Source organism: Microcoleus sp. FACHB-672 (assembly GCF_014695725.1).
GTDB lineage: Bacteria > Cyanobacteriota > Cyanobacteriia > Cyanobacteriales > Oscillatoriaceae > FACHB-68.
The window spans coordinates 225,916-249,522 of sequence record NZ_JACJOU010000004.1 but is presented as its reverse complement, the minus strand read 5'-3'; the positions used below and the strand labels follow the sequence as shown (position 1 = coordinate 249,522).

Sequence of the window (23,607 nt, the reverse complement as noted above, 5' to 3'; positions counted from 1 at the left end):
TATTGTCAGAGGTTAGTTAAATGTTATCTACAGTTTATTCTCTGAATCCTTGGTTGGTGGCAGTTGTATTAAATACAGTTCTGTTGGGGGTTGCCTATTTTGCGCCAAAGAAGTTACTCACGCCGGCAGGCTTGTTGCACGCTTGGGTGTTAGGGGTAATCATTTGGGGGACTTTGGGGTGGCGAGGCTATGCGGTGGTGATGTTTTATTTCCTGGTGGGTTCTGCGGTTACGCGCATCGGCATGGCAGAGAAAGAGGCTGCCGGTATTGCTGAGAAGCGATCCGGTGCTAGAGGCCCAGAAAATGTTTGGGGTTCAGCACTCACCGGCACACTTTGCGCCTTGGGAACCCTGCTGCCGGTTTCTGTCCCTGCTTCTATTCCCCTCGTCTCACTTCTCCTCTTGGGCTATGTAGCGAGTTTTAGCACAAAGTTGTCGGATACGACGGCAAGTGAGGTAGGCAAAGTATATGGAAAGCGGACATTTTTGATTACCACCTTGCAGCCGGTGGAGCGAGGAACGGAAGGCGCAGTAAGTTTGGAAGGAACGCTTGCCGGCATCGTGGCATCGGCGCTGATCGCCTTGGTTGCTTGGGGTGTTGGGATGATTAATTGGACAGGAGTTATCTTGTGTATAATTGCTGCGTTTATTGCAACCAATTTAGAAAGTGTAATTGGGGCAACATTGCAATCAAAGTTTGATTGGCTGACGAATGAAGTGGTGAATATTATTAATACGTTGATTGGTGCCGGTGTGGCGATTTTGTTGGCTTTGGCGTGGAATTATTGGATGCCGGTGTCTGTTTAGGAATTGAAGTGCCGGTTACGATTTATGATGAACCCGACACTGCGCCGAGAAGCTGAACTTTATATCAGCCGACAATCCCAAACTGTCGGTTACAGAAATTTAGTCCCAACTAACTTGCAAGAAGCATCAGACTTAGCGGTTGCTAACCTCTTGTCGTACTTCCAATCCCGAGATGAATCAGAAGAAGCAGTGCCGGCGTAAAACTAAAAAAACTACAAAGGCCGGCTTTTGTGTAGGGTGAACATCTTGCCACCCCATCTCAAATCAAACTCCCATATAACGCCGGATAAAACGCTCCAAAGACTCCATCTTCATATCAAACATCGATTCTAGCCGCGCAATTTCTTCCGGCTTGCAGAAATACTCATTTGCCAATAAAACTCGCAGCGTTCCCAGAGACTTTTGCAACTGAGGATTCAGAAACCCTAACGCATTTCGCAACCCATCAAACGCTAGTAGCGGCGGATTGAGAATAATGGGTTCTCGATTAAAAACTCGGCCAAAGATGCGCGGCACATCCTCTCGTGTCAGAATTTCTGGCCCGCCAACCGACAAAATTTGATTTCTTGCCCCCTCAACTGTCACGGAATCTACTGCAATCTTTGCCAAATCATCGGTACTAACAATCGAAGTACGATTTCTCGGATCACCGATTAGCAAATAAATGCCGGTTTGCCGAAACCGTTCCGCCAGTGGCAGCAGATTCGAGGAAAACCCAGAGGGCCGCAAAATCGTGTAATTTAAGCCACTCGCCTGCAAGTATTTTTCTACTTCCCGCTTCGCCTTAAACACCGGCGCATCTTCATATCCGCGATCAACCCCCAACACGGAAGTGAACACAAAATGCTCAACGCCTGCCTCCTTGGCACTGTCAATTAAGTCAATATTCGCCCGGTATTCTATCGCCTGAGCGCTGCCGCTGCTTTCATTTGCGCCGTGAGCGGTGATCACGTATTGTACGTCCTGACACGCCTTCTGAATGTCCCGTTCTCGCTGCAAATCTCCGATGAAAATATCCGCGCCGCGCTGTTCTAGTTCCCCGTAACGAGATGTGAGACGCACAAACGCTCTCACCGGCTTCTGCTGCTCACGCAACACCCGCACAATTCGCCGACCTAATCCGCCGGTTGCTCCCGTGACTAAAAACATAGCGTTAATTCCTGCTTTAATTTAAGATTTTGAACAGCAGCCTGTGGCAAATCTACGCAGATGATCATCCAACTGATCTGTGTAGATTTACGTCTATCTGCGGTTCTAAATTACGCATTTAAAACTTAAATTTCAACAATCACCGGCGTATGGTCACTCGGTTTAACTAACTTTCTAGGAGCTGTGTCAATCGTACAGCTTACAGACTGCTCATAAAGAGTCGGTGTCAAATAAAGATGATCGATCCGCCAACCTCGATTCCGCGCAAACCCACCGCTACGATAATCCCACCAGCTAAAGTGGCCGGTTTCTTCCGTAAACTTACGAAACGCATCTCCTAACCCCAATTCTAGAACAGCCCGTAATGCTTGGCGCTCCAAGTCAGAAGCCATAATTTGATTCTTAAAAGCTTTGGGGTTGTGAATATCTCGATCTTCCAAAGCAATATTGAAATCTCCGCAAATACATAACTGATTATTGTTGTCAATTACCCTTTTTAAATATTCCCGCAACAGCTTTAGCCAACTGAGCTTATAGAGATATTTATCACTGCCAACTTCTGAACCATTGGGGACATAAACATTAACAATGCGGACGCCATTAAGAGTGCCGACAATCAACCGCTTTTGCTCATCCAAATCCCCCACTTCTGTGCCCAACACCGGCACAAATCCCATGCTGACATCTTCCATCGGCTGCCGGCTGAAAATCGCCACCCCATTGTATGATTTCTGCCCGTAAATGTAGACGTGATACCCTATGTTTTCAAAGTCTGTACGCGGAAAATCTGTATCTACAACTTTTGTTTCTTGCAGACACAAGACATCAACGTCACTCACCTGTAACCAGGCAATTACTTGCTCTAATCGGCTGCGAATCGAGTTAACATTCCAAGTTGCAATTTTCATTAAGCTTGCTGCTTATTTATAAATTTTCTAATGTATTTTTATTATTCACTTAAGACAAAATGCTATTTGCCAAACTTCGGTTTCTAAAATCTACAAATTTAAACAAAACCCTCACTTTAAGTGAGGGTTTTATAGAATATACCATAAAAGTGGTTATTCCGATGTGTAAGTTTTAGGGCCTACTCGCGTTCAAAGGAATTTAAATCGTGCAAGTTAGCTCTCCAGCTTTTTGAGTAAAGCGCAAATTTTCCCGGTAATCAACCCGGCAATCAATCACCGACGGCACAGATTGAGCCAAAGCTTCTTTAAGCGTGGGAATAAATTCAGCAGTTGATTCAATTCGGTAGCCTTTTAGCCCCATGCTTTCAGCAAATTTAACAAAATCAGGATTGCCAAATTTAACGAAATCTGAATGACCTAATTGATTGTGTTGCTTCCACTCAATCAAGCCATAGCCACCATCATTAAAAATGATCGTAACAAAAGCTGTGCCAACGCGCAAAGCGGTTTCCAGTTCTTGGCAATTCATCATAAATCCCCCGTCCCCCGTCACAGCAACAACTTGCTGTTGGGGAGCAACTAATTTAGCAGCTATTGCGCCAGGAATTGCGATTCCCATCGCTGCAAATCCATTAGAAATCAAGCAAGTATTGGGGCGTTCGCAATGATAATGCCGCGCCATCCACATTTTGTGAGCGCCCACATCACAGATGACAATATCTTCTGGACCCATGACTTGCCGCAGGTCATAAATCAGTTTTTGCGGTTTAATGGGAAAGCTATCATCGTTGGCATATTGTTCGTAATCCGCCCGAATTTCTTCCCGCAGCTCCAAGGCATAAGGCTCTGCTTTGCCTTGCCGGTTTGCCCGTCCCATCACTTCTCTCAGAGAATCTGAAATATCCCCCACGACTTCAACTTTGGGAATATAGCTGCTATCAACCTCAGCATGGATCGCTCCAATATGAATAATGGGAATCTTGCCTTCGCGATTCCATTTCTTCGGGGAGTATTCAATCAAATCGTAGCCAATGGCAATCACCAAATCGGTATTATCAAAGCCACAACTGATGTAGTCTCGCAATTGCAAGCCCACCGCCCACAGCGCCAAAGGATGAGTATAAGGAATCATTCCTTTACCCATAAAAGTATTCACGACAGGAATGTTTAATTGGGTTGCAAATTCTGTAAGCGCTTCACTGGCGTTGGCTCGAATCGCTCCATTACCGACTAAAATTAAAGGATTAGTGGCTTGGGAAATCAGCTCGGCTGCCTGCTCAATACTGTTAAATGAAGCGTAAGTTTTTTCTAAGTTTCCTTTACTAAGCGGTTCGCCAAGGGCCGGCATAGCGGCAATATTTTCCGGCACATCAATATGAACCGCACCGGGTTTTTCTGATTGCGCTCGTTTAAATGCCCGCCGCACAAGTTCGGGGGTGATGCTGGGGCGAACGATCTGGGCGTTCCATTTAGTCACGGGTGCAAACATCGCCACGAGATCGAGATACTGGTGGGATTCAATGTGCATTCGATCCGTTCCCACTTGGCCGGTAATTGCCACCAAGGGAGCACCGTCGAGGTTGGCATCCGCAACGCCGGTCATCAGGTTGGTCGCACCTGGGCCAAGGGTGGAAAGACAAACGCCGGCTTGGCCGGTTAAGCGACCGTAGACATCGGCCATGAAGGCTGCGCCTTGCTCGTGGCGTGTAGTAATAAATTGAATGGAAGAATCTCTGAGTGCTTCTAAAACGTGTATATTTTCTTCCCCAGGCAACCCGAAAATATAGCGCACTCCTTCATTTTCCAAGCAGCGCACTAGCAATTGGGCGGTGTTCATCTCGGTCATGTAACCTTACCTCAACGATGATGTCGATCTTTGTGTGAATAGGGTTTTATTCCCCTACAACAGCCTGTATTTCCGGTAATTTTGAGACTACCTTTGATGCTGATCAAATCTTAAAGCGGGCAATGCCACAATCATAACCAATATCTAAAATCACGCCCGGATCTACTTCATCGCTTTCTTTAATAGCAGCTTCTCGTAGGGTGATTGTCATTGACTCAGTTTCTTTGTCATAGGTTACTTTCACGGCTGGAGTCGGCTCAAATATCTAGGAATTTGTGAAGTTTTGTACAAAGTAACCCCTACACATTTTGTTGCAGTTTCTTCTACTACAATTCGCAGGAGCATTTCCTGCTGTCAACTTGTATCGAAGTAGCGTATCCTGAATATTTGTGATGCCGGCTCTGCAGAAACTGTGAATTCAAGATGCTTGTAGATCGCTAGATTCGCCTCGTGCCGACTAATCTAGCGATCTGCAAGGTTTTAAAGGGCGTGAGCTGTCTACCGAATGTGTTTCACCCACTCTCCTGATCACTGTGAAGGATAAATCCCCATTACTTCACCCAAACTGTCTTGATATTCACAAATTCGTGAATACCTTGGACGCTTAATTCCCGACCGTATCCAGAACGCTTGATGCCCCCAAAAGGCAGCCGAGGATCGGATTTCACCAAACCGTTGATAAATACGGCACCGGCTTCTAATTCCTCAATTAAGCGTTCGCGTTCGTCTGCATCAGATGTCCAGGCACTCGCACCCAGGCCAAAAGACGTGCTGTTGGCTAACTCAATGGCCTCGTCAATACCGGCAACCCTGAACAGTAATGCCACCGGCCCAAAAAATTCCTCTTGGTATGCCGGTGAGCCTGGTGAGAAGTCCGTCAAAATTGTGGGGGGATAGAAATTGCCCGGACGATCTGACAAGGGATGTCCCCCAGTTAAGACTTTTGCCCCTTTGGCAATGGAGTTTTGTACTTGGCTGTCCAAATCCTTGAGAATGCCAGGGGTAGCCAAGGGTCCAATATCTGTTGTAGCATCCATTGGATCGCCCATTCGCAATGCTTTAAATTTCTCTACGAATCGTTGCTCAAATTCATCAGCGATGCTGTTAGCAACAATAAAGCGTTTGCCGGCAATACAAGATTGGCCATTATTCAGCAGTCTTGCTGTTACGGCAGTCGTTACAGCCGCTTCGAGATCAGCGCTTTCCAGGACAATAAAAGGGTCACTGCCGCCTAATTCCAACACAGTTTTTTTAATTTCTTTGCCGGCAACTGCGGCTAGACTGGCACCTGCGTGTTCACTGCCGGTTAAGGTGGCGGCTTTGACGCGCTCATCAGCCATCAAGTTGGCCACTTTGTCTGAACCAACGAGCAAGGTTTGAAAGACTCCCTCGGGAAAACCGGCTTGCAGAAAAATTTCTTCAATGGCTAAGGCGCACTGGGGGACATTGGACGCGTGTTTGAGCAAGCCAACGTTGCCGGCCATCAGTGCCGGTGCAGCGAAGCGAAACACCTGCCAAAAGGGAAAATTCCAAGGCATCACGGCCAAAACGGGGCCAAGTGGCTGATATCGAACAAAACTTCGGCTGGCATCGGTAGCTGCCGGCGCATCTGCCAAAAATTCAGCGGCATTGTCGGCATAATATCGGCAGACGAGGGCGCATTTTTCCACTTCTGCGATCGCAGATTTGAGTGTTTTCCCCATTTCCAGGGTCATGATTTTGCCAAACTCTTCGCGCCGGTGTTCTAAAATATCAGCAGCCGCCTTCAGCCAGCCGGCTCTTTGCGTCATTGGTATGTGCCGGTATGCTTGGTACGCCTGTTGAGAGCGAGCGAGTTTAACTTCGATCTCGTTATCCGTTAGCGGGTCAAATGTTTTCAGTATTTCCCCGGTTGCAGGGTTGGTTGTTGCGATGGCCATTACCCGATCTCCCTTTCAAAAATGAACTGGGGTAGCCGGCTGCAAAACAAACATCGGCACAGCCACCCGAAGCACTTATTCTTAAATTAATCTTGGAATCTGTCTGTTTTCTCTAAAATTTAGATAATTTAAACCTAACTCAATAAAGTAGTGTCGGCTACTATGTTCGGGTCAATTTTAAACATAAAAAGGCAAAAGTAAAGATTTTTATCTCTTTTGACCTTTTGCCTTTTATTCGATTTGAATTTTGTTATGGATTAAGCGATTAGAGGACGACAGCATCCGGATCGGGGCGGCGCTCATCCTGATAGGATGTGGGATAGCGTCGGTGGTCATAGTAGGCGTTCATCGGATAGCCACTAGCCTTATTTGCCACCACACCTAAAACTGGGGTGCCAGATGTGTGCAATCCGTCTAATGCTTGAGTCACCTCAGAGCGTTCTGTCTGGCCAATTGCCACAACGAGCAAAATCCCATCTGTATGGCCGGCTAGCAAACTAGCATCTGCCAAACCCAGCAAAGGCGGTGCGTCATAGATAATCAAGTCAAACGCAGCTTGCCATTGCTCCATAAAACTCTGCATTTTCTTAGAGGAAAGGAGTCTCAGCGGGTCGGAAGGAATCGAGCCGGCTGTGAGGACAAACAGGTTTTCTTCCATTGGCGACTGCTGCATCACATCAGCCGGTGCTGCGTTTGTCGTGAGCGCTTCGGTTAATCCTGGGGTATTTTTCAGACCCATTTTGCTACTAACCTGAGGCCAGCGCAGGTCTGTATCCACCAGTAAGACCCGCTGTCCCATTGCCGCTGCTGCCTGCGCTAGATTTACAGCCACCGTCGATTTACCATCTGCCGGTGCGGCAGAGCTGATTACTACAGAGCGAATAGGATTGCCAGAGTTGAGGAGGCGCATATTAGCGTTGAGAGAGCGAAAAGCCTCCATCAACGGCGAAGCGCCGGCATAGTAGAAGTCAGCTTTGGTAGCTGAATCAGCCATTACACGAGATCGTGGAACTTCCATCGCTTGATCACTATAAGGAATAACTCCTAACAGAGCCAATCGGGTAGTATCTTTCAATTCCTGGGGCGTGTGAAACACATTGTTGAGCCGCTCTGCAAGCAAAGCCGCACCCAGTCCCAGCAGTAAGCCTCCGATGATTCCTATCGCGAACGTTTTGGATACACTGGGTTCAGCCGGTATTAGTTTGCCCTTCTTGTTGCGTACGAGTTTAGGCTCCGAAATCAATTCCCAAGGTACATCCTGCTTCGCTGCCTCCACTCGCAACATTTCTCGTTGTCCTAAAAGTTGGTTAAGCGTAGCAGTCGCCACGCCCAATTCCCGCTGTAGATCCGTGTACTGGCGGATCATGACTGGAAACTGCTGAACTTGTTGATTGAAAAAACCTTGAGCTTCGCCAATCGCTTGATTGCGTACTTTTAAAAGCTCAATTTTGTTGGCAGTATCGATCAATTGGCTAGCTAAACCTAACCGAATCGAATCTTGGAACGGCGCTCGCAATACTTGGGTATTGCTCTGCGAAATGTTTTCACCCAAAACTTCTTGGGCTTCTTGACGGATCAGAGGGAGTAAGTTTTGCTGTTGATCTCGTAACGCTTGAATGCTAGGACTATTGTCTGTAAATCGAGCTTTCTCTGTCGCAATCTTTGTTTCTATTTCTCTCAGCTGATTGAGTAATTGCTGATAGCGCGGTGATTGCGTTAGCGCAGATGCTTTTAGCGCACTCTCCGGGTCTAGCCCAAGCCGCTGCTGCAAATTCCCGAAAAGCAATTGCTGCTGAGCCAGCGAGGTTTGGGTTTCTAAGCTATCTTGTTGAAGCGCTGTAACTTGCTCAGCCAGTTCTTCGCCTTGAACTTCAGGGTCAATCAAGTTATACTGCTGGCGAAACTGCTGAAGTTGCTGTTGTAGCGTGTCTACTCGCTGGCGCAACTGCGGCAGTTGATCTTCAATAAATTGAATTCCTTGTCGGCTGTCGCTTTTGCGGTCTTCTAGGCTGTACCTAAGATAACCTTGGGCCAATTGATCTAAAACAAACTGAATTTTTTCTGCATCGGAATCTAGGTAATTGATTTCTAAAACCTTGGCTTTTTTTATTCGCTCAATCGATAAGCTTCCTTTTTGACCCGCTCCACCCAATAGAGAACGGTAGTCAATTTTAGGATATCGAGATTGCAACTGCTGAATAATAGGAGCCATTTGTTTGGGGCTTTTCAAGACCTGTATTTGGCTTTCATAATCCAAGCCTTGCTTAGGCATGACTGAACCCATACCAATGGTTTGAAGTGCCGAAGAAATCCCAGCAAGTTGACTTTGATCGCTAATAACCGGCTCGACTAACAGATGAAATGTACCTTTATACTTAGGTGTCTGATTGAGAGTCCAAGCCAAGGCAGCCGCCGCCACTACGGTGGTGATTCCGGCAATTAAAACGGCTCTACGACGGACAATCGTCCATATCTGTTCTAGATCCAGCTCATCGTCGTCATGCTCTTGTAATTCAGCGGGGTAAAACGGCTGTAATTGCTGAAATTGGCTAGTATGACTCTGCGGTGATGATGGCTGATAATTATGTGCGGTCTCCATCTTGACCCCTCTGTATGTTTTATTAATTCGTATCCTAGACGAAACTCTGCATTTATGTTGTTAGAATTCAACCGAGTCCGGCTGTTTCTAAAGCAAAGATGCTAGTTGATCTCGCCCAAACTAGAACAAGACGTCGAAAATTCTGAACGCCCCGAATAGGTTAACAAACGGGCTGAGAATCGTGGTGATTGTATCTGCGGTTTTAGTAATGCCAGACCGACCTACAACGATCACATCATTGGGGCGTAGAGCGGGATTCGTTTCTTCATTGAGTTCTTGAGAAAAGTCCACCGGCACAGTCCGGCGAGAAACAGTGCCGTTTGGGTTTAGGCGAACCAGTTCTACGTCTTGTCTGCGAGCTCGTATGTTGTTAAAACCTCCTGCTGCCAGCAATGCTTGGTTTAAGGAAGTGTTGGGGGGTAAATCTACCGGACCCGGCTCAGCCACTTCCCCTACAACACTGACTCTCATTGCTCCCGGAGAAAAACTGGCAGCGGCGACTTGGCGAGCTTCAGTTAAGTCTATATTTTCGGCGGTCGGAACAACGATGGTGTCTCCCTGATCAAGGATTACATCTTGGCTGAGGTCGCCCGTTTGCAGAAGTTGCCAAAGATCCACTTCTATGACTTGTTCATTGCCTGTTTTAGTATTTCGACGCACTTCAACCCGCCGAATATCCGCTGATTGCGTGATTCCACCTGCTGTTCTAAGCGCCCGAGTTAAAGTGATCAGCCCCTGTTGTGCCCCCTCATCGTCTACTCTTTGCATTGTGTAGGAACCCGGACGAGTGACTTCGCCAACCACTGCGACATTCAGGGGTCGAGTTGGATCTCCAGAGATCGTAGTCGTTGCTAATAGAGCGGCTTCTGCCAGATTTACATTTGTTTTAGTCGGAATAAAAATTGTGTCTCCATCCCGCAGACTTAAATTTTGGCGCAAGTCGCCTGTTTGCAACAATTCATTCAGATCCAGGTTGATAATTTGCTCACTACCAGAGGGTTGGGGGCGACGTAACTGAACTCGTCGTAGATCCGCAGATTGGGTAACTCCACCCGCACTTTGAAGAGCGCGTGTCACTGTTGGAACTTGAGCGCCAGCCTCGGTGTTACCGGCTCCCAGAGCATCAAGGACGTAGGAGCCTGGGCGGTTCACTTCTCCTGCTACCCCAATACTCAGGGGACGAGCTAGCAGCAAACTTACCGTAACGATAGGACGTGTAAGGTATTCAGCGTATAGTTGAGAAAATTTTTGTGCCGCCACTTGCAAGGTTAGACCTTGGACATCTACACGGCCAATCAGGGGCATATTTAGTGAGCCATCCACTAAAACTTGGTATCGACCATTCTCGCCGCTATACTCTGGCACATTAAAGATATCGATCTGAATGATATCACCAGGCCCTAAGATGTAAGCCTCTTGCAGTTGACTGGGAGCAACGAGTTGACTAGGTGTAGTATCACTGAAAGCCCGACCCTGAGACAAACTGGGCAAGGAGTGCGTCAGTATTATTAGAGCCGAAACTGTTAGACCAATGAAAGGTTTGCTCAGGGGTTTGCTCGGCCAGTGGCCAGTGGCGAGTGGAGAATGTATTGATGTCGGATACCTAAAAGTTGCACGAACCATAGTAGGGCTTCTAGAGTTTTTACAATACCTTAGCAGGGACAAGACCTAAACGGTCAAAGTGTGGTGTTTTCTAACGTTCAAAGGTTTGATCCAGTTCATCAATGGTTACTGAGCCATTGGGGAGATTCTACAGCTTTAGTGTTCATCTCGCGGAGGCGGCCTAGGATCCTTTGTGAGATTGGCTTTCCGCTACCTGTACTTGTAGCCTAGTCTACAGAAATTGGGACTTTGGCAGACCTCGCTAGCTGGTATGCTGCCAGCTTATATTCTGGTACGAGACTCTGCAATTGGGCAATGACACCCGTATGGTCATCTCTTCGCGCTTTTGCAAGCAGCGCTTCTATGCGTGGGTGCAAAAATTCCCAAAGCATTTTAGCTTCATTTGCACAGAAAATTTTCGGATGTCTGGTCTGAGCGACATTTGCACAATCAATGAGTAATTCCTCATGTAGCTTTTCTCCGGGTCTCAATCCGGTAATTTTGATCTCTATATCTTTTCCCGGTACTAAGCCGCTGAGTTGAATCATCTGCAACGCCAGATCGTAAATCCGAACAGGTTGACCCATATCCAATAGAAAAATTTCACCTCCCTTTCCTAAAGATCCGGCTTGGATGACTAAACGAGCGGCTTCGGGAATAGACATGAAATAGCGAGTGATATCCGGATGGGTTAATGTAATTGGCTGGCCCTCGGCAATTTGTTTGCGGAAACGCGGTACAACTGAACCACTGCTATCTAACACGTTGCCAAATCGCACAATAGTGAAACAGGTTGTCATTTCCGGTTGAGCTGCCAGTGCTTGTAAAATCAGCTCCGCCACGCGTTTTGTTGCTCCCATAACATTCGTAGGGCGCACCGCTTTATCGGTGGAAATTAAGACAAAATTATTGACCCCACACTCAATGGCACAACGAGCGACTGTCAGCGTTCCTAAAACATTATTAATTACTCCCTGAGCGGGATTGGCTTCTACGATCGGAACGTGTTTGTAGGCAGCAGCATGATAGATCGTCTCTATCTTATATTTATACAAAATAGCACTTAGCTGCATTTGCTCGGTTACACTCCCCAAGCAGGCAACCTTATGAAGCTTGGGATAAGCTTCAGTTAATTCCATGTCAATGCTGTAGAGGGCAAACTCACTCTGCTCATATAAGATCAGGCATTTAGGTGCTTGCTGCGCGATCTGCCGGCATAACTCAGAGCCAATTGAGCCACCCGCACCCGTCACCAGAACCGCTTTTCCTGTGATATTCATCCGCAGCAAGTCTGGATCTGGTACAACTTCTTCTCGTCCTAGAAGATCAGCAATATCTATATCTCTGATTTCACTGATAGAAACTTTGCCGCATAATATCTCCCCAATACCGGGTACAGTCTTCACCGGCACTGACAAACACTGCAACCTTTCTATAATTTGACGTTTGGCTGCCCGATCCACAGAGGGCATGGCTAGTAAGATGGTGTCAAAGCTTTTTTGGGCTAAAAGTTTGGGAAGGTCTTTTGGGGGGTAAACGGTAAGCCCCTGAATAATTTGCTTGTGAAGAGATACATCGTCATCCACGAAGGCTACGAGATGGTAGCCATTATGGTAAGTTAAGGCTTGGGCGAGTTGGGAACCGGCTTTTCCTGCACCGTAAACCACCACCCGTTCTGGCGGGTTGCTGTAATTGGGCTGGTAAGTTAAATGGTAAACAATCCAGCGCATAGATACCCGCACCCCAACAACTAAGAGCAGGGTCAGCAAAGCATCGTTGAGCAGAACCGAACGCGGCAGTTGTAAGAATTCTAGTAAATAGGCAAGAACAACAAATGCACCACAGCTGAGCAGGACTGCTCTAGCGGCGCTAAATAAAAATTCTAAGCCGGTGTAGCGCAGCACTGGGCGGTAGATGCCTAGTGCTAAAAACACGAAAAGTTTAATGAAAATCAGTAAGAAAATTAACCAAGTGTAGGGCAGAATTTTTGCAACGGGGTCTAGAGTGCTGAAACGTAACCCAAACGCGCTGTAAATAGCTGCCAAAAATAGTACGATATCAATGGCGATGAGCAGCCCGTGCTTTTGTGGCCTAGAGAGTGAGGCTGCAGCCTTCTGAATTGCATCTGCTAGGTGTTTGAGCAGTAATTGCTGGAGCATGAGAACACTATAAACTCTACGAGGCAGGAAATGCTTGGAGTGTGTTTCCCCGAATTTTGTGGAAACACGTCACAACCATCAAGAGTCCCATAGAAGGGTTAGAGTTCCCCAATTCTCCCGGAAACAGGCGACAGAACTAAGAATGCAGCTAGTTTTGAAATAAAAGTTCACAAGATCTGCCGATACGATGTTTCTTTCTACTGTCCTAGGGCCGACTTTCAGAAAGTGGAAATGTCTGGCCACTTAAGTTTTAACCCAATAGCGTCACCTTACTGAGCAAGCACTACGGCAAAGTCTAGTAACTTTATATAGCGTACTCATGTTTTCTATATAAATTTTCCCACAATTTAAAAGTAACTTGTGATTCGTAGTTAAAAGTGTTTCGATAACGCCAATAGGTGGCGCTAAGCAGTTGTTTTTGCTTGAGCGTCACCTCATTGGCTGCAAATCCCTCACAATTTCTGCTAAATCTTGCCCTGTATGGGAAAGATTTGCTGAGTGATTGGATGCCGGCGGGATGGAGGCTGCCTCACTATCGCGCCCATTCCTAATTCCACAGCACTGCAGTTGTAGAAGGGGTGGAACAAGATTTTTGTTGAATTAATGCCTGAAATCGCCCATCTTCCCGAATTTCGTCAAAATCCGAGTCAGTTTTTGCCATTTCCACGTATTCGTCGGGATTGAGATTAATTGCTTTTTGTAAGTGTTCAATTGCTAAATCAATATGACCGGAACCGGCATAACAGCAGGCTTTGTTGTACCAGGCTTTGTGTTTATCGGGTTGCAACTCTATCGCTTTATCGTAGCTGGCGATGGCCCCATAATGGCACTCTAGGTTATCCAACGCCTGACCGCGAAAGTACCAAGTATCGGCGTTATCAGGTTGAAGCACTAAGGCACGATCTAAGCTAGCAACCGCTTTTGCATAGTAACCCAAATTCAGAAGCGCCATCCCACGGTTATACCAAGCCCAGTGATAGTCAGGTTTTTCGTCTAAAGCTTTGTCATAATTAATAATTGCCGCTTCGTAGCGTTGTAAGTCATATAGGGCATTTCCCCGATTGTGCCAAGCTTCGTGGAAGTCCGGTTTGATCTCAATGGCTTTGTCGTAGCTGGCAATCACTTTTTCTAACCGGCCTAAGTGTCTTAGGGCAATCCCCCGGTGATACCAAGCCCAGTAGTAATTGGGTTGAAATTCAATGGCTTTATCATAGCTGGTGATTGCTTCTTCGTAGCGGCCCAGATTTTTGAGGGCAATGCCGCGATTGTTCCAAGCCCAGTAATAGTCAGTTTTAAATTTAATCGCTTTATCATAGCTGGCAATTGCTTCCTCATACTGGCCCATGTCATCTAGGGCATTGCCGCGATTGTTCCATGCTTCATGAAAGGCCGGTTTAAACTCAATCGCTTTATCATAGCTAGCAATTGCTTCCTCAAACCGGCGCAGGTGATACAGCGCATTCCCCCGACTGTACCAGACATCGTGGTAGTCCGGTTGCAGTTCTAAGGCTTTATCATAGCTGGCAACTGCGTGGGCGTATTGCTCAGATCGGTTGAGGTGTAACCCTTTCTGGAAGAAAAACTCGACTTCCAGTTCCACCGCGACTGCATTACTCATAAGGTTTGACATCTAACTTTAGGATGATTTTATCTAAAATACCCAAAATCTGCCCTGAACTCAACAACTTGACTGCCATTAGCACCAAGAATCTGGCATCTTACTTTAGGATGATTTTATTTAAAGTACCCAAACCCACACCATGAATCTACAATCAGGCACAAATTACCGGACAGAGCGAGATTCTATGGGGGAACGGCAAATCCCTGCCGATGCCTACTACGGCATTCAAACCCTACGTGCCATTGAAAATTTCCCGATTAGTGGGATAAAACCGTTGCCCACATATATCGATGCCTGTGTGCTGATTAAAAAAGCTACGGCGGTGGTTAATGGCGAACTTGGATGCATATCGACAGAGATTAGTCAAGTGCTTGTAGAGGTAACTGACGAAGTTCTCGCCGGCCAGTTCCGCGATCAGTTTGTGGTGGATATCTATCAAGCCGGTGCCGGCACCTCCCACCACATGAATATTAATGAAGTGCTGGCCAATCGGGCGCTAGAAATTTTGGGTGATGAAAAAGGCAATTACAAGCGCGTTAGCCCCAACGATCACGTTAATTACGGTCAGTCTACAAACGACGTAATCCCCACAGCAATTCGGATCGGGGGACTGTTGGCTTTGGAGAGAACCTTTTACCCCGCGCTTTCAGGGGCGATCGCTGCTTTAGATAACAAAGCTGAAGAATTCAAAGATATTGTTAAATCTGGCAGAACTCACTTGCAGGATGCGGTGCCGGTGCGCTTAGGAGAAAGCTTTCGTGCTTGGGCGCAAATTCTCACCGAACACATGATTCGAGTTGAGAAAGCATCAGAGGATTTAATGACGCTGGGGTTGGGCGGGAGTGCTGCCGGCACCGGCTTGAATACGCACCCGCAATATCGCCATCGTGTCGCCCAAATTTTATCAGAATTGATTGATCAGCCATTGCGACCGGCCCCTCATTTGATGGCAGCGATGCAGAGTATGGCACCGTTTGTTAGCGTGTCCGGTGCATTACGGAACCTTGCCCAGGATTGCGTTAAAATTTCCCATGACTTGCGCCTGATGGATTCTGGGCCAAAAACAGGTTTCAAAGAAATTCAGCTGCCGCCGGTGCAGCCTGGATCGTCAATTATGCCCGGAAAATATAACCCCGTGATGGCAGAAATGACCTCAATGGTTTGCTTTCAAGTCATGGGTTATGACAGTGCCATCGCCCTGGCTGCCCAAGCCGGCCAACTAGAATTAAACGTGATGATGCCGCTGATTGCCTATAACCTAATTCACAGTATTGAAATTCTCGGCAACACTTTGGCAGCATTGACTCAGCAATGCTTAGAAGGCATTAGCGCCAACCGTGAGCGCTGCCTCGCTTACGCTGAAGGAAGCTTAGCCCTTGTTACTGCCCTTAACCCTCATATCGGCTATCTCAACGCTGCTGCCGTTGCCAAAGAATCCCTAGAAACCGGCAAATCTCTGCGGCAGATTGTCCTAGAACGGGGCCTGATGAGTGCTGAAGAACTGGCAAACGTTATAGACTTGGAAACAATGAGCGCACTGCCACGTGAAGAGGGCTAGGGGCTAGGGGCTTGTAGGGGCGTACCGACGTGTACGCCCACAAAAGTGTGTGCGCCCTCCTAATTTCAAAGGCCGAATTTTAAATCAGGAGATGATTGTCAATGCCAAGTCAAGATAGCACAACCCAAGTGACCTTTCATTACGTGCACGGTCAGAGCGAATCATTTAGTATCACGAAAACGCCCCAAGAATTTTATCAGCAACTGCAAATTGCTTCCGAGCAAAATTGGATAACGCTGCATCTGTCTGATCAAAGCGTTGTTATCAGACTTGATAAGGTGGCAAAAGTGGAAGTGAAACCTCCCTTCCCTGAGATTGCCGGCGATGGTGTTTTCCCAGATGCTAAGCGGGTGACTGCCCTGACGCGTGGTGCAGCCCGGTAACAATTTTAAAAGGTTCTTTGTCTTTGTCATTTGTTGGAGTGCCGACGGCAAATGACAAAGCACAATTTTAACCAAAAACTGATTTATTTTAATAACAATAATCCATTAATGGCAAAACTTAGATATTTTTGTTATTTTTAAATAAAATTTACTAAAACCCTCCCCACAGTTATGCATAGTTCCAAATAAGCTCAGCTAAATTAGGACAAAAATTACCATCATGCCTACCGTTAGTTTAATTCGCGCCGGCTCTTATGAACGCCAAATTTTGCGGGAATCTTTGGAAACGTTGCTAGAACCTTTGGGAGGAATGGCGGCGATTGTTAAACTCGGAGATCGGGTGCTGCTCAAACCCAATTTGCTCACCGGATCACGTCCGACTAAAGAATGCGTGACTCGCCCAGAAATTGTTTACTGCGTTGCCAAAATGGTGCGGGAAGTTGGGGGTAAACCGTTTATGGGAGATGGCCCCGCATTTGGCAGCGCTAGAGGGGTAGCTGTGGCAAATGGATATCAGCCGATTCTAGAAGAATTAAATTTGCCGGTTGTTGAATTTCACGGGAAGCGATACGAAACCGTCAGCAAAGAATTTGACCATTTGTTACTGAGTAAAGAAACAATGGAAGCAGATGTGGTGATTAATTTACCAAAGGTAAAATCCCACGTTCAGCTAACCATGACGATGGGCGTTAAAAACTTATTTGGGTGTGTGCCTGGAAAAATGAAAGCCTGGTGGCACATGGAAGCCGGCAAAGATGCCAGCCGGTTTGGTCAAATGCTAGTAGAAACCGCACGAGCAGTTAACCCAAATTTAACTATTTTGGATGGAATAATTGGCCATGAAGGCAACGGCCCTAGTGGCGGTGAACCCCGGAATTTGGGGATTTTAGGCGCTTCTCAAGATGTTTTTGCTCTGGATCGTGCGATCTTAGAAATTTTGAATGTTGAGCCAAGCATTGTGCCGACAGTTGCCGCATCAATGAGGTTGGGATTGTGTCCAGAACTCGCAGACATTCACTTCCCACTGCAACAACCGGCAGATTTGCAAATTTCTGATTGGAAACTTCCGGCTTCTCTGGTTCCTATCGACTTTGGAATGCCTCGCGTGATTAAATCAACCTTCAGGCATCTTTATATTCGATTTATCAAGGAACCGATGAAAGCTTATGCCGGCAGATAATTTTTGGCTTTCTTAATCGAGAACAGTGCTAGTAGGGTTCGTGATTTACGCACCCTACACTCCCACGGAGAGCTAAGAAAACTTTTGCATTCTAAGGAATTAACTTCGTCTTCTTTAAACTGACAGATTGTTCAACGCCTTCAATTAATTTGAATTCATACTTGCCGGCAGAACGATTGGGTTGAACTTGAACCAAGACGGGATTTCCCCCAACACGATCGCCCCACTGGTGAAACTGCACTTCATCGAAAGCACCCGGAACTGAAAACCCCGGACTTGATAACACTCGCTGCAACTGTTGTCGAGAACCATCGCTTTGCTTTACTGCCGCTACAACGGCTTGCGTGGCGTCGTAAGCGCTGGGAGTTCGCCAAGTGAGGGTTTCTAAACTGCCCCACAAGTTTTTAGCACCTGCGATAAATGGATGATTGGCAGACATCGCTGCTGGATGCGAGAAAACAGGAATCACCAAATTATTAACATCGGCTTGTCCTTCTAGTGTTTTTGCCGTGTGCAATGTTGGGCTACTAAATAAAGCTAATTGTCCCCGATTCGCCTTAGCAATGTCCAACGCGTTGGAGAGGCGATCAACATGGGGAGACAACAGCATGGCATCAGCCCCATGATTTTTAGCGCGGGAGATCGCCACCTCGGCATTAAAGCCCGGTGCACCAAAATTGCAGCGAATATCGATGAGCGTACCCCCATCTTCTCGGATAGCGCTATCCATTACCGCCGCAAATTCATAGCGAAAAGATTGATTATCGACAGAATCAATATCAAAACACATGGCAATACGGGTTTTCTGCGCCGTTTTGATAGCGTAGCGAGCCAGCTTATTGGCTGCTGAGCTCAGGCTGGGAACTGTACGAAACAAAAAGTTATCGTTAGCACGCCCTCCGAGTTCAACCAAGCCTTTAGAAAAACTGGTGGGTGTAATCATCACCAACTTGCCCTGATAGACGGCACCACCGGCAGCAGAAGCATCGCTGGCATTATGTCCAATGACGGCTAGGATGTTGCTGTCTTCCACAAACACTTCAGCAAGGCGTTTGGCGAGGTTGGGATTATTATTGTCATCGGCAATTTGGACTTTTAAAAACTTCCCGTTGATGCCGCCGGCACGATTCACCGCTTCCTGTACCTGTGCCATACCACGCAAAATTTCCTGGGCAACATTGGAATTTGTGCCGATGGGGACAGCCGCACCAATTGTTATGGCAGGATGCAAGCCGGCTTTGGCGTTATTCAGATAAATCCGCGTTTCCGGATCATTTTGATGGATTTTTAAGGAGGTTTGGAAGTGGGAAATTGCCTTGGGAAAATTCTTAGCTGCAAAAGCTTTTACACCGGCTTCCTTCTCTGGTGTTTTAACAGATTTGATTAAAATTTTTTCGCCTAAACTGATCCGACGTTGCAAAGCATTCCATTCATAAACTTTCCAACCGGCAAATAAAGCAAGGGGAATTGTTAAAATGCCGATTAACAAAGTCAGTTGACGATAGGGAGAGCGCGGTTTACACCAAACGGGCAGCGGTTTTGTTGGATTTGGACATAATACCGGCAGCCAAGAAGCCCCCGGAAATTTGTCTTCCATTCCCTGAAGTTTTGCCCGCGCTTGCCATACTGAACGATACAAAGATTGCCCTTGAGCAAATGCTTCAAAAAAGTAGCGCAAAAAAGCATGAGCCACCGGATCTGAAACAGGTTCCCGCATGACGATAACATGGGGAATTTGTAAGTCTGCGGCATTTTGCGCGAGTCCTAAGCCATCACAGGAATTAAAAATTGCCAGCATTAAGCCTTTTTGCACGGCTGCGTGTAAGGCGAGTCGCAAATCATTGAGAGACAAACATTCTGTTTCATTGAGATAAATTTGCCCCCCTTTTCCTTCAGTATTGCTAAAACTATGGCCGGCAAAAAACAGGATATCCCAATGTTGTTTGAGCAGTGTCTCAATCAGTTGGCTACGGTGCGGCATTTGTAATTGCGTTACCTTAGCAGCCGGTAGCTGCTGCAAAACTTGCAAATCTGCTTGAGTATCAATGCCTTCATCACTGCCCAAAACTGCCAAAATTCGCACCGGGTTTGGCAGTCGCTTCCACACCGGCTGAGTGTTGGGAAGATTCTGGAAATTAACGCATAGCTCGATATCAGGGCGATGCTCGACTAAATTCCACAGATGCCAGGGAAGCCGGCGCAACGCAGGATCTTGAGTTTGCAGAATAATCTGAGCCGGCTCGGAAAACTGTTGCAGAGGTAAGCAATCAAACCACTGTTTTAAAGTGGTTTCAAGATCTTCTGCTAATTTACTACAATCCTTGGAATTGGAAACGTTTTTTGTTTGGTTAGAAGGAATCTTGATGCGCCGCAATTTATGCCGCACTTTCTCTAAAGAGCAATAAGCCTGTTGCCAATGATCATAGCGTTGCAGAATTTCCGCAGCAGGAGGTAGCTGTCCCGTAATCGTAAATGCAGTTTGTCCAGCTTCTCGAATCTGAAACTCTACGGGAAATCCCTGATCAAAGCTGCCATTACCAATTGTGAAGATAATCTGCTTTCCCATCGCTTATTCGCGCTTGGCGTTAGACCATAAAGTGTTCTTCAAAGCGGGCATTGTCCAACTTGAGGGCAACACTGAACCGATCTCCCGGTTCTGCAATTAACTTTAGCTGAATGTAGTCATCACTTTCTCTTGCTATAACATTTTCTTTCACTGGATTACCCAATTCATCCTGTCCGCTTACTTCCAGTTGTAAACCGGCTGGCAAATAGGATTGATAGCGCAGCGGATAGACTCGCAATAACAATGCGAAAGTTTGATCAGCCTTAGGCAAAATTGCCACCATTAAAGCGCCGGCATAACCGGCTAATTGGCTTCTCAAGTCAGTGACGCGTCGAATGCCGGCTAGCGGGTTTTCCGGAGCAAGATCCCACAAGAGTTCAGCCGCTTTCCAGCGCACTTCTTCGTCTTCAGTCCTCTGAATTAAATAACTCAGTGCATCGCTGGGGGCAAAATGCTCATCTTGCAGAATAGCCGTCTCTTGACTAGAATACAACTGTTCAATTGGTTGCCAAACACTCACAGACTCAGCCTGTCGCGTGCGGACAGACTTAGCCAGTCGCGTGCGGAATGCCCAGGCTTGCTGCTGATAAACTAATTCTTCAAAACCCTGCCAACCTGGATCGAATACTTGATGTAACCATTGATTTAAGCGGATAAATCCGAGTGAAGGAACCAGTGTCGGTGTAGAGTGCAATATTTCTAGTAATGCGTCAAGTGGTTGTAATTGTGAGCGGAAAATGGTGGGTGCGGCAAGTTGAACAAATCCTAAGATCGTTCCTACTTCACAACTTTCATTGATTTCAACAAGGATGTAACCCAGTCGATCTGCCCAAACTTCTGGGGGAATGGCACAGGTTGCTTCTCCTAGAGGGATGGGGCGACATTCTAGCCGCCCTTTTCCGGGTAAATATAAATCAGCAATATCTGCCCCAAGACGACAGCCGGCGTTCCAGCTATAACTCGTTTTGAGATCGACAGAAATATCGAGCATTCGCAAATAGTAATGGACGACCAAAACTGCCAAAGTATTGCAATAAACCTGAGTGGCTTTTTCGGCAGTTGGTTGCTCCCGCGCAAATTGTTCGGCAGTGTAGCGATCTCTGGGAGCTAGAGGAATGCTAAAGGTACTAAAGGAAGTTAAGTCTTTCATGATTAATTGTGATGTTAGGAATGGTAGCCGCCTTCTTTGGCAAATCTTTGGAGCTGAGTAATACACTCGCGTTGATAGAAACCGCTCAAGGTCGGAACGGCAGCCTTAAGTTCTTTAGAAAGCGTTTCCCAAGGAATGGGTTCTGGCGGCAACCGACAGCGGATTAAAATATAACAGTTCACATCTGGGCAGTTCCTTACATGAATTCGTTTGAGTTCTTTTTTGTTTTTCTCCAACCATTCTAGGAGATCTTCCATAAGAGTTGAAGGTTCAGGCCGGCTGTCTGGAATATTCCACATGGAGGGTGCTTCATCTTTATTCAGAGGGTGTTCTAAATAGATAAATTTTGCTTTTTCTTTTTTGATTTCTTGCCAGCGGTTGAGAATTTTAAACCTTAAATTATTGTTGAACCACGTCATGACCCCGGCTTTACTAGGATCGTAACGATCAAGATTCTCACAAAACCATAGCCAAGTTTGTTGCAGTGCCTCCTGATAATCATCTCTTTGCACATTTGGAGCTTGCCAAATTTGGGTGGAGCGCTGCATCTTCGCAATAATAAGATTCAGCCTTTTTTGACGCTCCAAGCTGCCATGCGGATAGCAACGGGTTTCTAACACGAGTTCATTTAATTCACACATAAAGTAAGGTAAATTAGAAGGCCGATTTCAAACAAAAACATCATTTAGCTAGTAGATTTTACTGTATGTACTTGGCGGATTTCGATAGGTAACTCTAACCATTCACTCAACTCATAAGCCAACCAATCTAGTTCTGGCTCTGTCAAATTTGTCAGTTCATATTTCTGGGTGCCGGCCCAAACCACAATTGAGCTGCGAACAAGATTAGATGAAAAACTGTCTGGGCTTTCTATAATTTTTACATGAGGACAAATTCGCTCAATTTTGATAATATCTTTTCTCAGAGATGAAGTCATTATTTGAAATCCAAGAATTTTTTGAATAAAGTAAATTTTTTCTTGATTTATTTGTAACCGAACTTTGTAAAATAATTTATGAATAGCAATAAAGAACAAAAAACCTAGTATTACCCAGCCCATCAAAGGATAAAAATAAATGCCTGCCACCAAAGAACCGATAAACATCCAACCAAAGAGAACAATAAAAACCGCAAATGAAACTATTTTTTCGATGATAATATGTAAACCAACAAACATTTTTTTGATAATAATCGGCAATGACCAATTGAATTTAAAAAAATTAGATAATACTACTTGTAGAAATGATGGAATAATAATTTGCAGTTCGGCTGCACTCTTGGTAAGTAATAGATTGCTACCTGCCGGCTTTCTAGGAATCAACGGTGCAGAATCGATTAAATTGGGTTGCTTCAACGCTTGCAAAGCTACCTGAGCCGAAGTAAAACGTTTATCCAAACTCGGTTCTACTATCTTTCTCAACCAGCGACTGAATTCTAAACTTAGCTCCGTTACTTGTTCAAATTGAATGCGAAAATCTTTTTGCGGCAAATCAGAGGGATGCACTCTTGTCATTAAATAAATTAACGTTGCCCCCAGACTATACAAATCAGAAGCCGGTACTGCCCGCCCGCCAAATTGTTCCACCGGCATATAACCATAGGTTCCCACAACTGTAAAAGTTCCTCCTTCCACCGCTGCCAAATTCTGTACAGAACCAAAATCAACCAAATACACGTTCCCCACATTATTACCTGAACGGTTATTCAGCAGAATATTGCTCGGTTTTATATCTCGGTGAATAATCGGTGGCTTTTGTTCGTGTAAGTAAATCAGGATTTCTAAGAGCTTTTCAGCAAGTTGTTTCACCTCTGACTCGCTGAAGGTACGGCCAGCTTTTAAATGAGCTTCTAAAGAAACAGCTTTGATGTAAGTTTGAACTAAAACAAAGCCTTTGCAAGTGGGTAAATCGAGATCAAACCCATTGAGGTATTTAGGAATTGTCGGCTGCGAAAGCGTTTGTAAGATTTGCGCTTCTCGCTCAAACAACTTCAGGTGATCCCATTCCAAGTCCCCACCAAATTTCAGAATTTTGACAACCACGAGTTGCTGCGTTACGAGATCAAACGCCAGAAAGGTTTCTCGTCCGGGTTTTTTACTGAGTTGCTGTTGAATTTGGTATCGCTCGCCTAACACCTGCCCAATCATATCCTCACCTCATCA

At 46.1% G+C, this 23,607-nt stretch carries 19 protein-coding genes; 6 read left to right on the top strand and 13 right to left on the bottom strand.

What is annotated here, in order from left to right:
• The first annotated feature begins 20 nt into the window (after positions 1-20).
• Complete coding sequence (locus H6F56_RS02120; RefSeq protein ID WP_190665196.1) at positions 21-806, top strand: TIGR00297 family protein; 786 nt, start codon at positions 21-23, stop codon at positions 804-806.
• Between the two features lie 24 nt (positions 807-830).
• Positions 831-1,007 carry a hypothetical protein gene (locus H6F56_RS02115; protein WP_190665195.1) on the top strand — a complete coding sequence of 59 codons (177 nt, stop codon included), beginning with the start codon at positions 831-833 and terminating at the stop codon, positions 1,005-1,007.
• A 63-nt stretch (positions 1,008-1,070) separates the two neighbouring features.
• Here H6F56_RS02115 and H6F56_RS02110 read toward each other — a convergent pair whose 3' ends face one another.
• The 8 genes from H6F56_RS02110 to H6F56_RS02075 all read right to left on the bottom strand — a co-directional run bounded on the left by H6F56_RS02110 (position 1,071) and on the right by H6F56_RS02075 (position 12,988).
• Positions 1,071-1,955 carry an SDR family oxidoreductase gene (locus tag H6F56_RS02110; protein WP_190665194.1) on the bottom strand — a complete coding sequence of 295 codons (885 nt, stop codon included), beginning with the start codon at positions 1,953-1,955 and terminating at the stop codon, positions 1,071-1,073.
• Positions 1,956-2,080: 125 nt separating this feature from the next.
• Positions 2,081-2,863 carry an exodeoxyribonuclease III gene (gene xth / locus H6F56_RS02105; RefSeq protein WP_190665193.1) on the bottom strand — a complete coding sequence of 261 codons (783 nt, stop codon included), beginning with the start codon at positions 2,861-2,863 and terminating at the stop codon, positions 2,081-2,083.
• A 199-nt stretch (positions 2,864-3,062) separates the two neighbouring features.
• On the bottom strand, positions 3,063-4,700 hold the full coding sequence (locus H6F56_RS02100) for an acetolactate synthase large subunit (protein WP_190665263.1): 1,638 nt from the start codon (positions 4,698-4,700) through the stop codon (positions 3,063-3,065).
• Between the two features lie 112 nt (positions 4,701-4,812).
• Positions 4,813-4,953, bottom strand: coding sequence for a DUF2283 domain-containing protein (locus H6F56_RS02095; protein WP_190665192.1), 141 nt, complete (start codon positions 4,951-4,953; stop codon positions 4,813-4,815).
• A gap of 307 nt (positions 4,954-5,260) precedes the next feature.
• Positions 5,261-6,628, bottom strand: coding sequence for an NAD-dependent succinate-semialdehyde dehydrogenase (locus H6F56_RS02090; RefSeq protein ID WP_190665191.1), 1,368 nt, complete (start codon positions 6,626-6,628; stop codon positions 5,261-5,263).
• 265 nt (positions 6,629-6,893) lie between these two features.
• Positions 6,894-9,227, bottom strand: coding sequence for a GumC family protein (locus tag H6F56_RS02085; protein ID WP_190665189.1), 2,334 nt, complete (start codon positions 9,225-9,227; stop codon positions 6,894-6,896).
• 120 nt (positions 9,228-9,347) lie between these two features.
• Positions 9,348-10,709: a polysaccharide biosynthesis/export family protein gene (locus tag H6F56_RS02080; protein ID WP_242031830.1), complete on the bottom strand. Its 1,362-nt coding sequence runs from the start codon at positions 10,707-10,709 to the stop codon at positions 9,348-9,350.
• A gap of 347 nt (positions 10,710-11,056) precedes the next feature.
• The gene (locus H6F56_RS02075; RefSeq protein ID WP_190665188.1) at positions 11,057-12,988 is read right to left on the bottom strand and encodes a polysaccharide biosynthesis protein; all 1,932 of its coding nucleotides are present in this window, start codon (positions 12,986-12,988) and stop codon (positions 11,057-11,059) included.
• Between the two features lie 422 nt (positions 12,989-13,410).
• Here H6F56_RS02075 and H6F56_RS26700 point away from each other — a divergent pair, with 422 nt between their 5' ends.
• A complete protein-coding gene (locus H6F56_RS26700; protein WP_255513663.1) occupies positions 13,411-13,539 on the top strand; it encodes a hypothetical protein in 129 nt (42 codons plus the stop codon).
• On the opposite strand, the gene H6F56_RS02070 is transcribed toward H6F56_RS26700, so the two are convergent.
• A complete protein-coding gene (locus tag H6F56_RS02070) occupies positions 13,536-14,618 on the bottom strand; it encodes a tetratricopeptide repeat protein (RefSeq protein ID WP_242031829.1) in 1,083 nt (360 codons plus the stop codon). The genes H6F56_RS26700 and H6F56_RS02070 overlap by 4 nt on opposite strands.
• Positions 14,619-14,748: 130 nt before the next feature.
• Here H6F56_RS02070 and H6F56_RS02065 point away from each other — a divergent pair, with 130 nt between their 5' ends.
• From H6F56_RS02065 to H6F56_RS02055, 3 genes are all read left to right on the top strand, one after another.
• Positions 14,749-16,167: an aspartate ammonia-lyase gene (locus H6F56_RS02065; protein WP_190665186.1), complete on the top strand. Its 1,419-nt coding sequence runs from the start codon at positions 14,749-14,751 to the stop codon at positions 16,165-16,167.
• Between the two features lie 101 nt (positions 16,168-16,268).
• The gene (locus tag H6F56_RS02060; RefSeq protein ID WP_190665183.1) at positions 16,269-16,550 is read left to right on the top strand and encodes a hypothetical protein; all 282 of its coding nucleotides are present in this window, start codon (positions 16,269-16,271) and stop codon (positions 16,548-16,550) included.
• A 220-nt stretch (positions 16,551-16,770) separates the two neighbouring features.
• Positions 16,771-17,730, top strand: coding sequence for a DUF362 domain-containing protein (locus tag H6F56_RS02055; RefSeq protein ID WP_190665182.1), 960 nt, complete (start codon positions 16,771-16,773; stop codon positions 17,728-17,730).
• Positions 17,731-17,821: 91 nt separating this feature from the next.
• On the opposite strand, the gene H6F56_RS02050 is transcribed toward H6F56_RS02055, so the two are convergent.
• The 4 genes from H6F56_RS02050 to H6F56_RS02035 are packed head-to-tail and all read right to left on the bottom strand — an operon-like array spanning position 17,822 to position 23,592.
• Entirely contained in the window at positions 17,822-20,296 is a 2,475-nt protein-coding gene (locus tag H6F56_RS02050; protein ID WP_190665180.1) for an ABC transporter substrate-binding protein, read from the bottom strand.
• A gap of 19 nt (positions 20,297-20,315) precedes the next feature.
• Positions 20,316-21,446, bottom strand: coding sequence for a DUF1822 family protein (locus tag H6F56_RS02045; RefSeq protein ID WP_190665179.1), 1,131 nt, complete (start codon positions 21,444-21,446; stop codon positions 20,316-20,318).
• A gap of 14 nt (positions 21,447-21,460) precedes the next feature.
• Positions 21,461-22,087, bottom strand: coding sequence for a sigma-70 family RNA polymerase sigma factor (locus H6F56_RS02040; protein ID WP_190665177.1), 627 nt, complete (start codon positions 22,085-22,087; stop codon positions 21,461-21,463).
• A 44-nt stretch (positions 22,088-22,131) separates the two neighbouring features.
• On the bottom strand, positions 22,132-23,592 hold the full coding sequence (locus H6F56_RS02035; protein WP_190665175.1) for a serine/threonine protein kinase: 1,461 nt from the start codon (positions 23,590-23,592) through the stop codon (positions 22,132-22,134).
• Positions 23,593-23,607 lie beyond the last annotated feature (15 nt).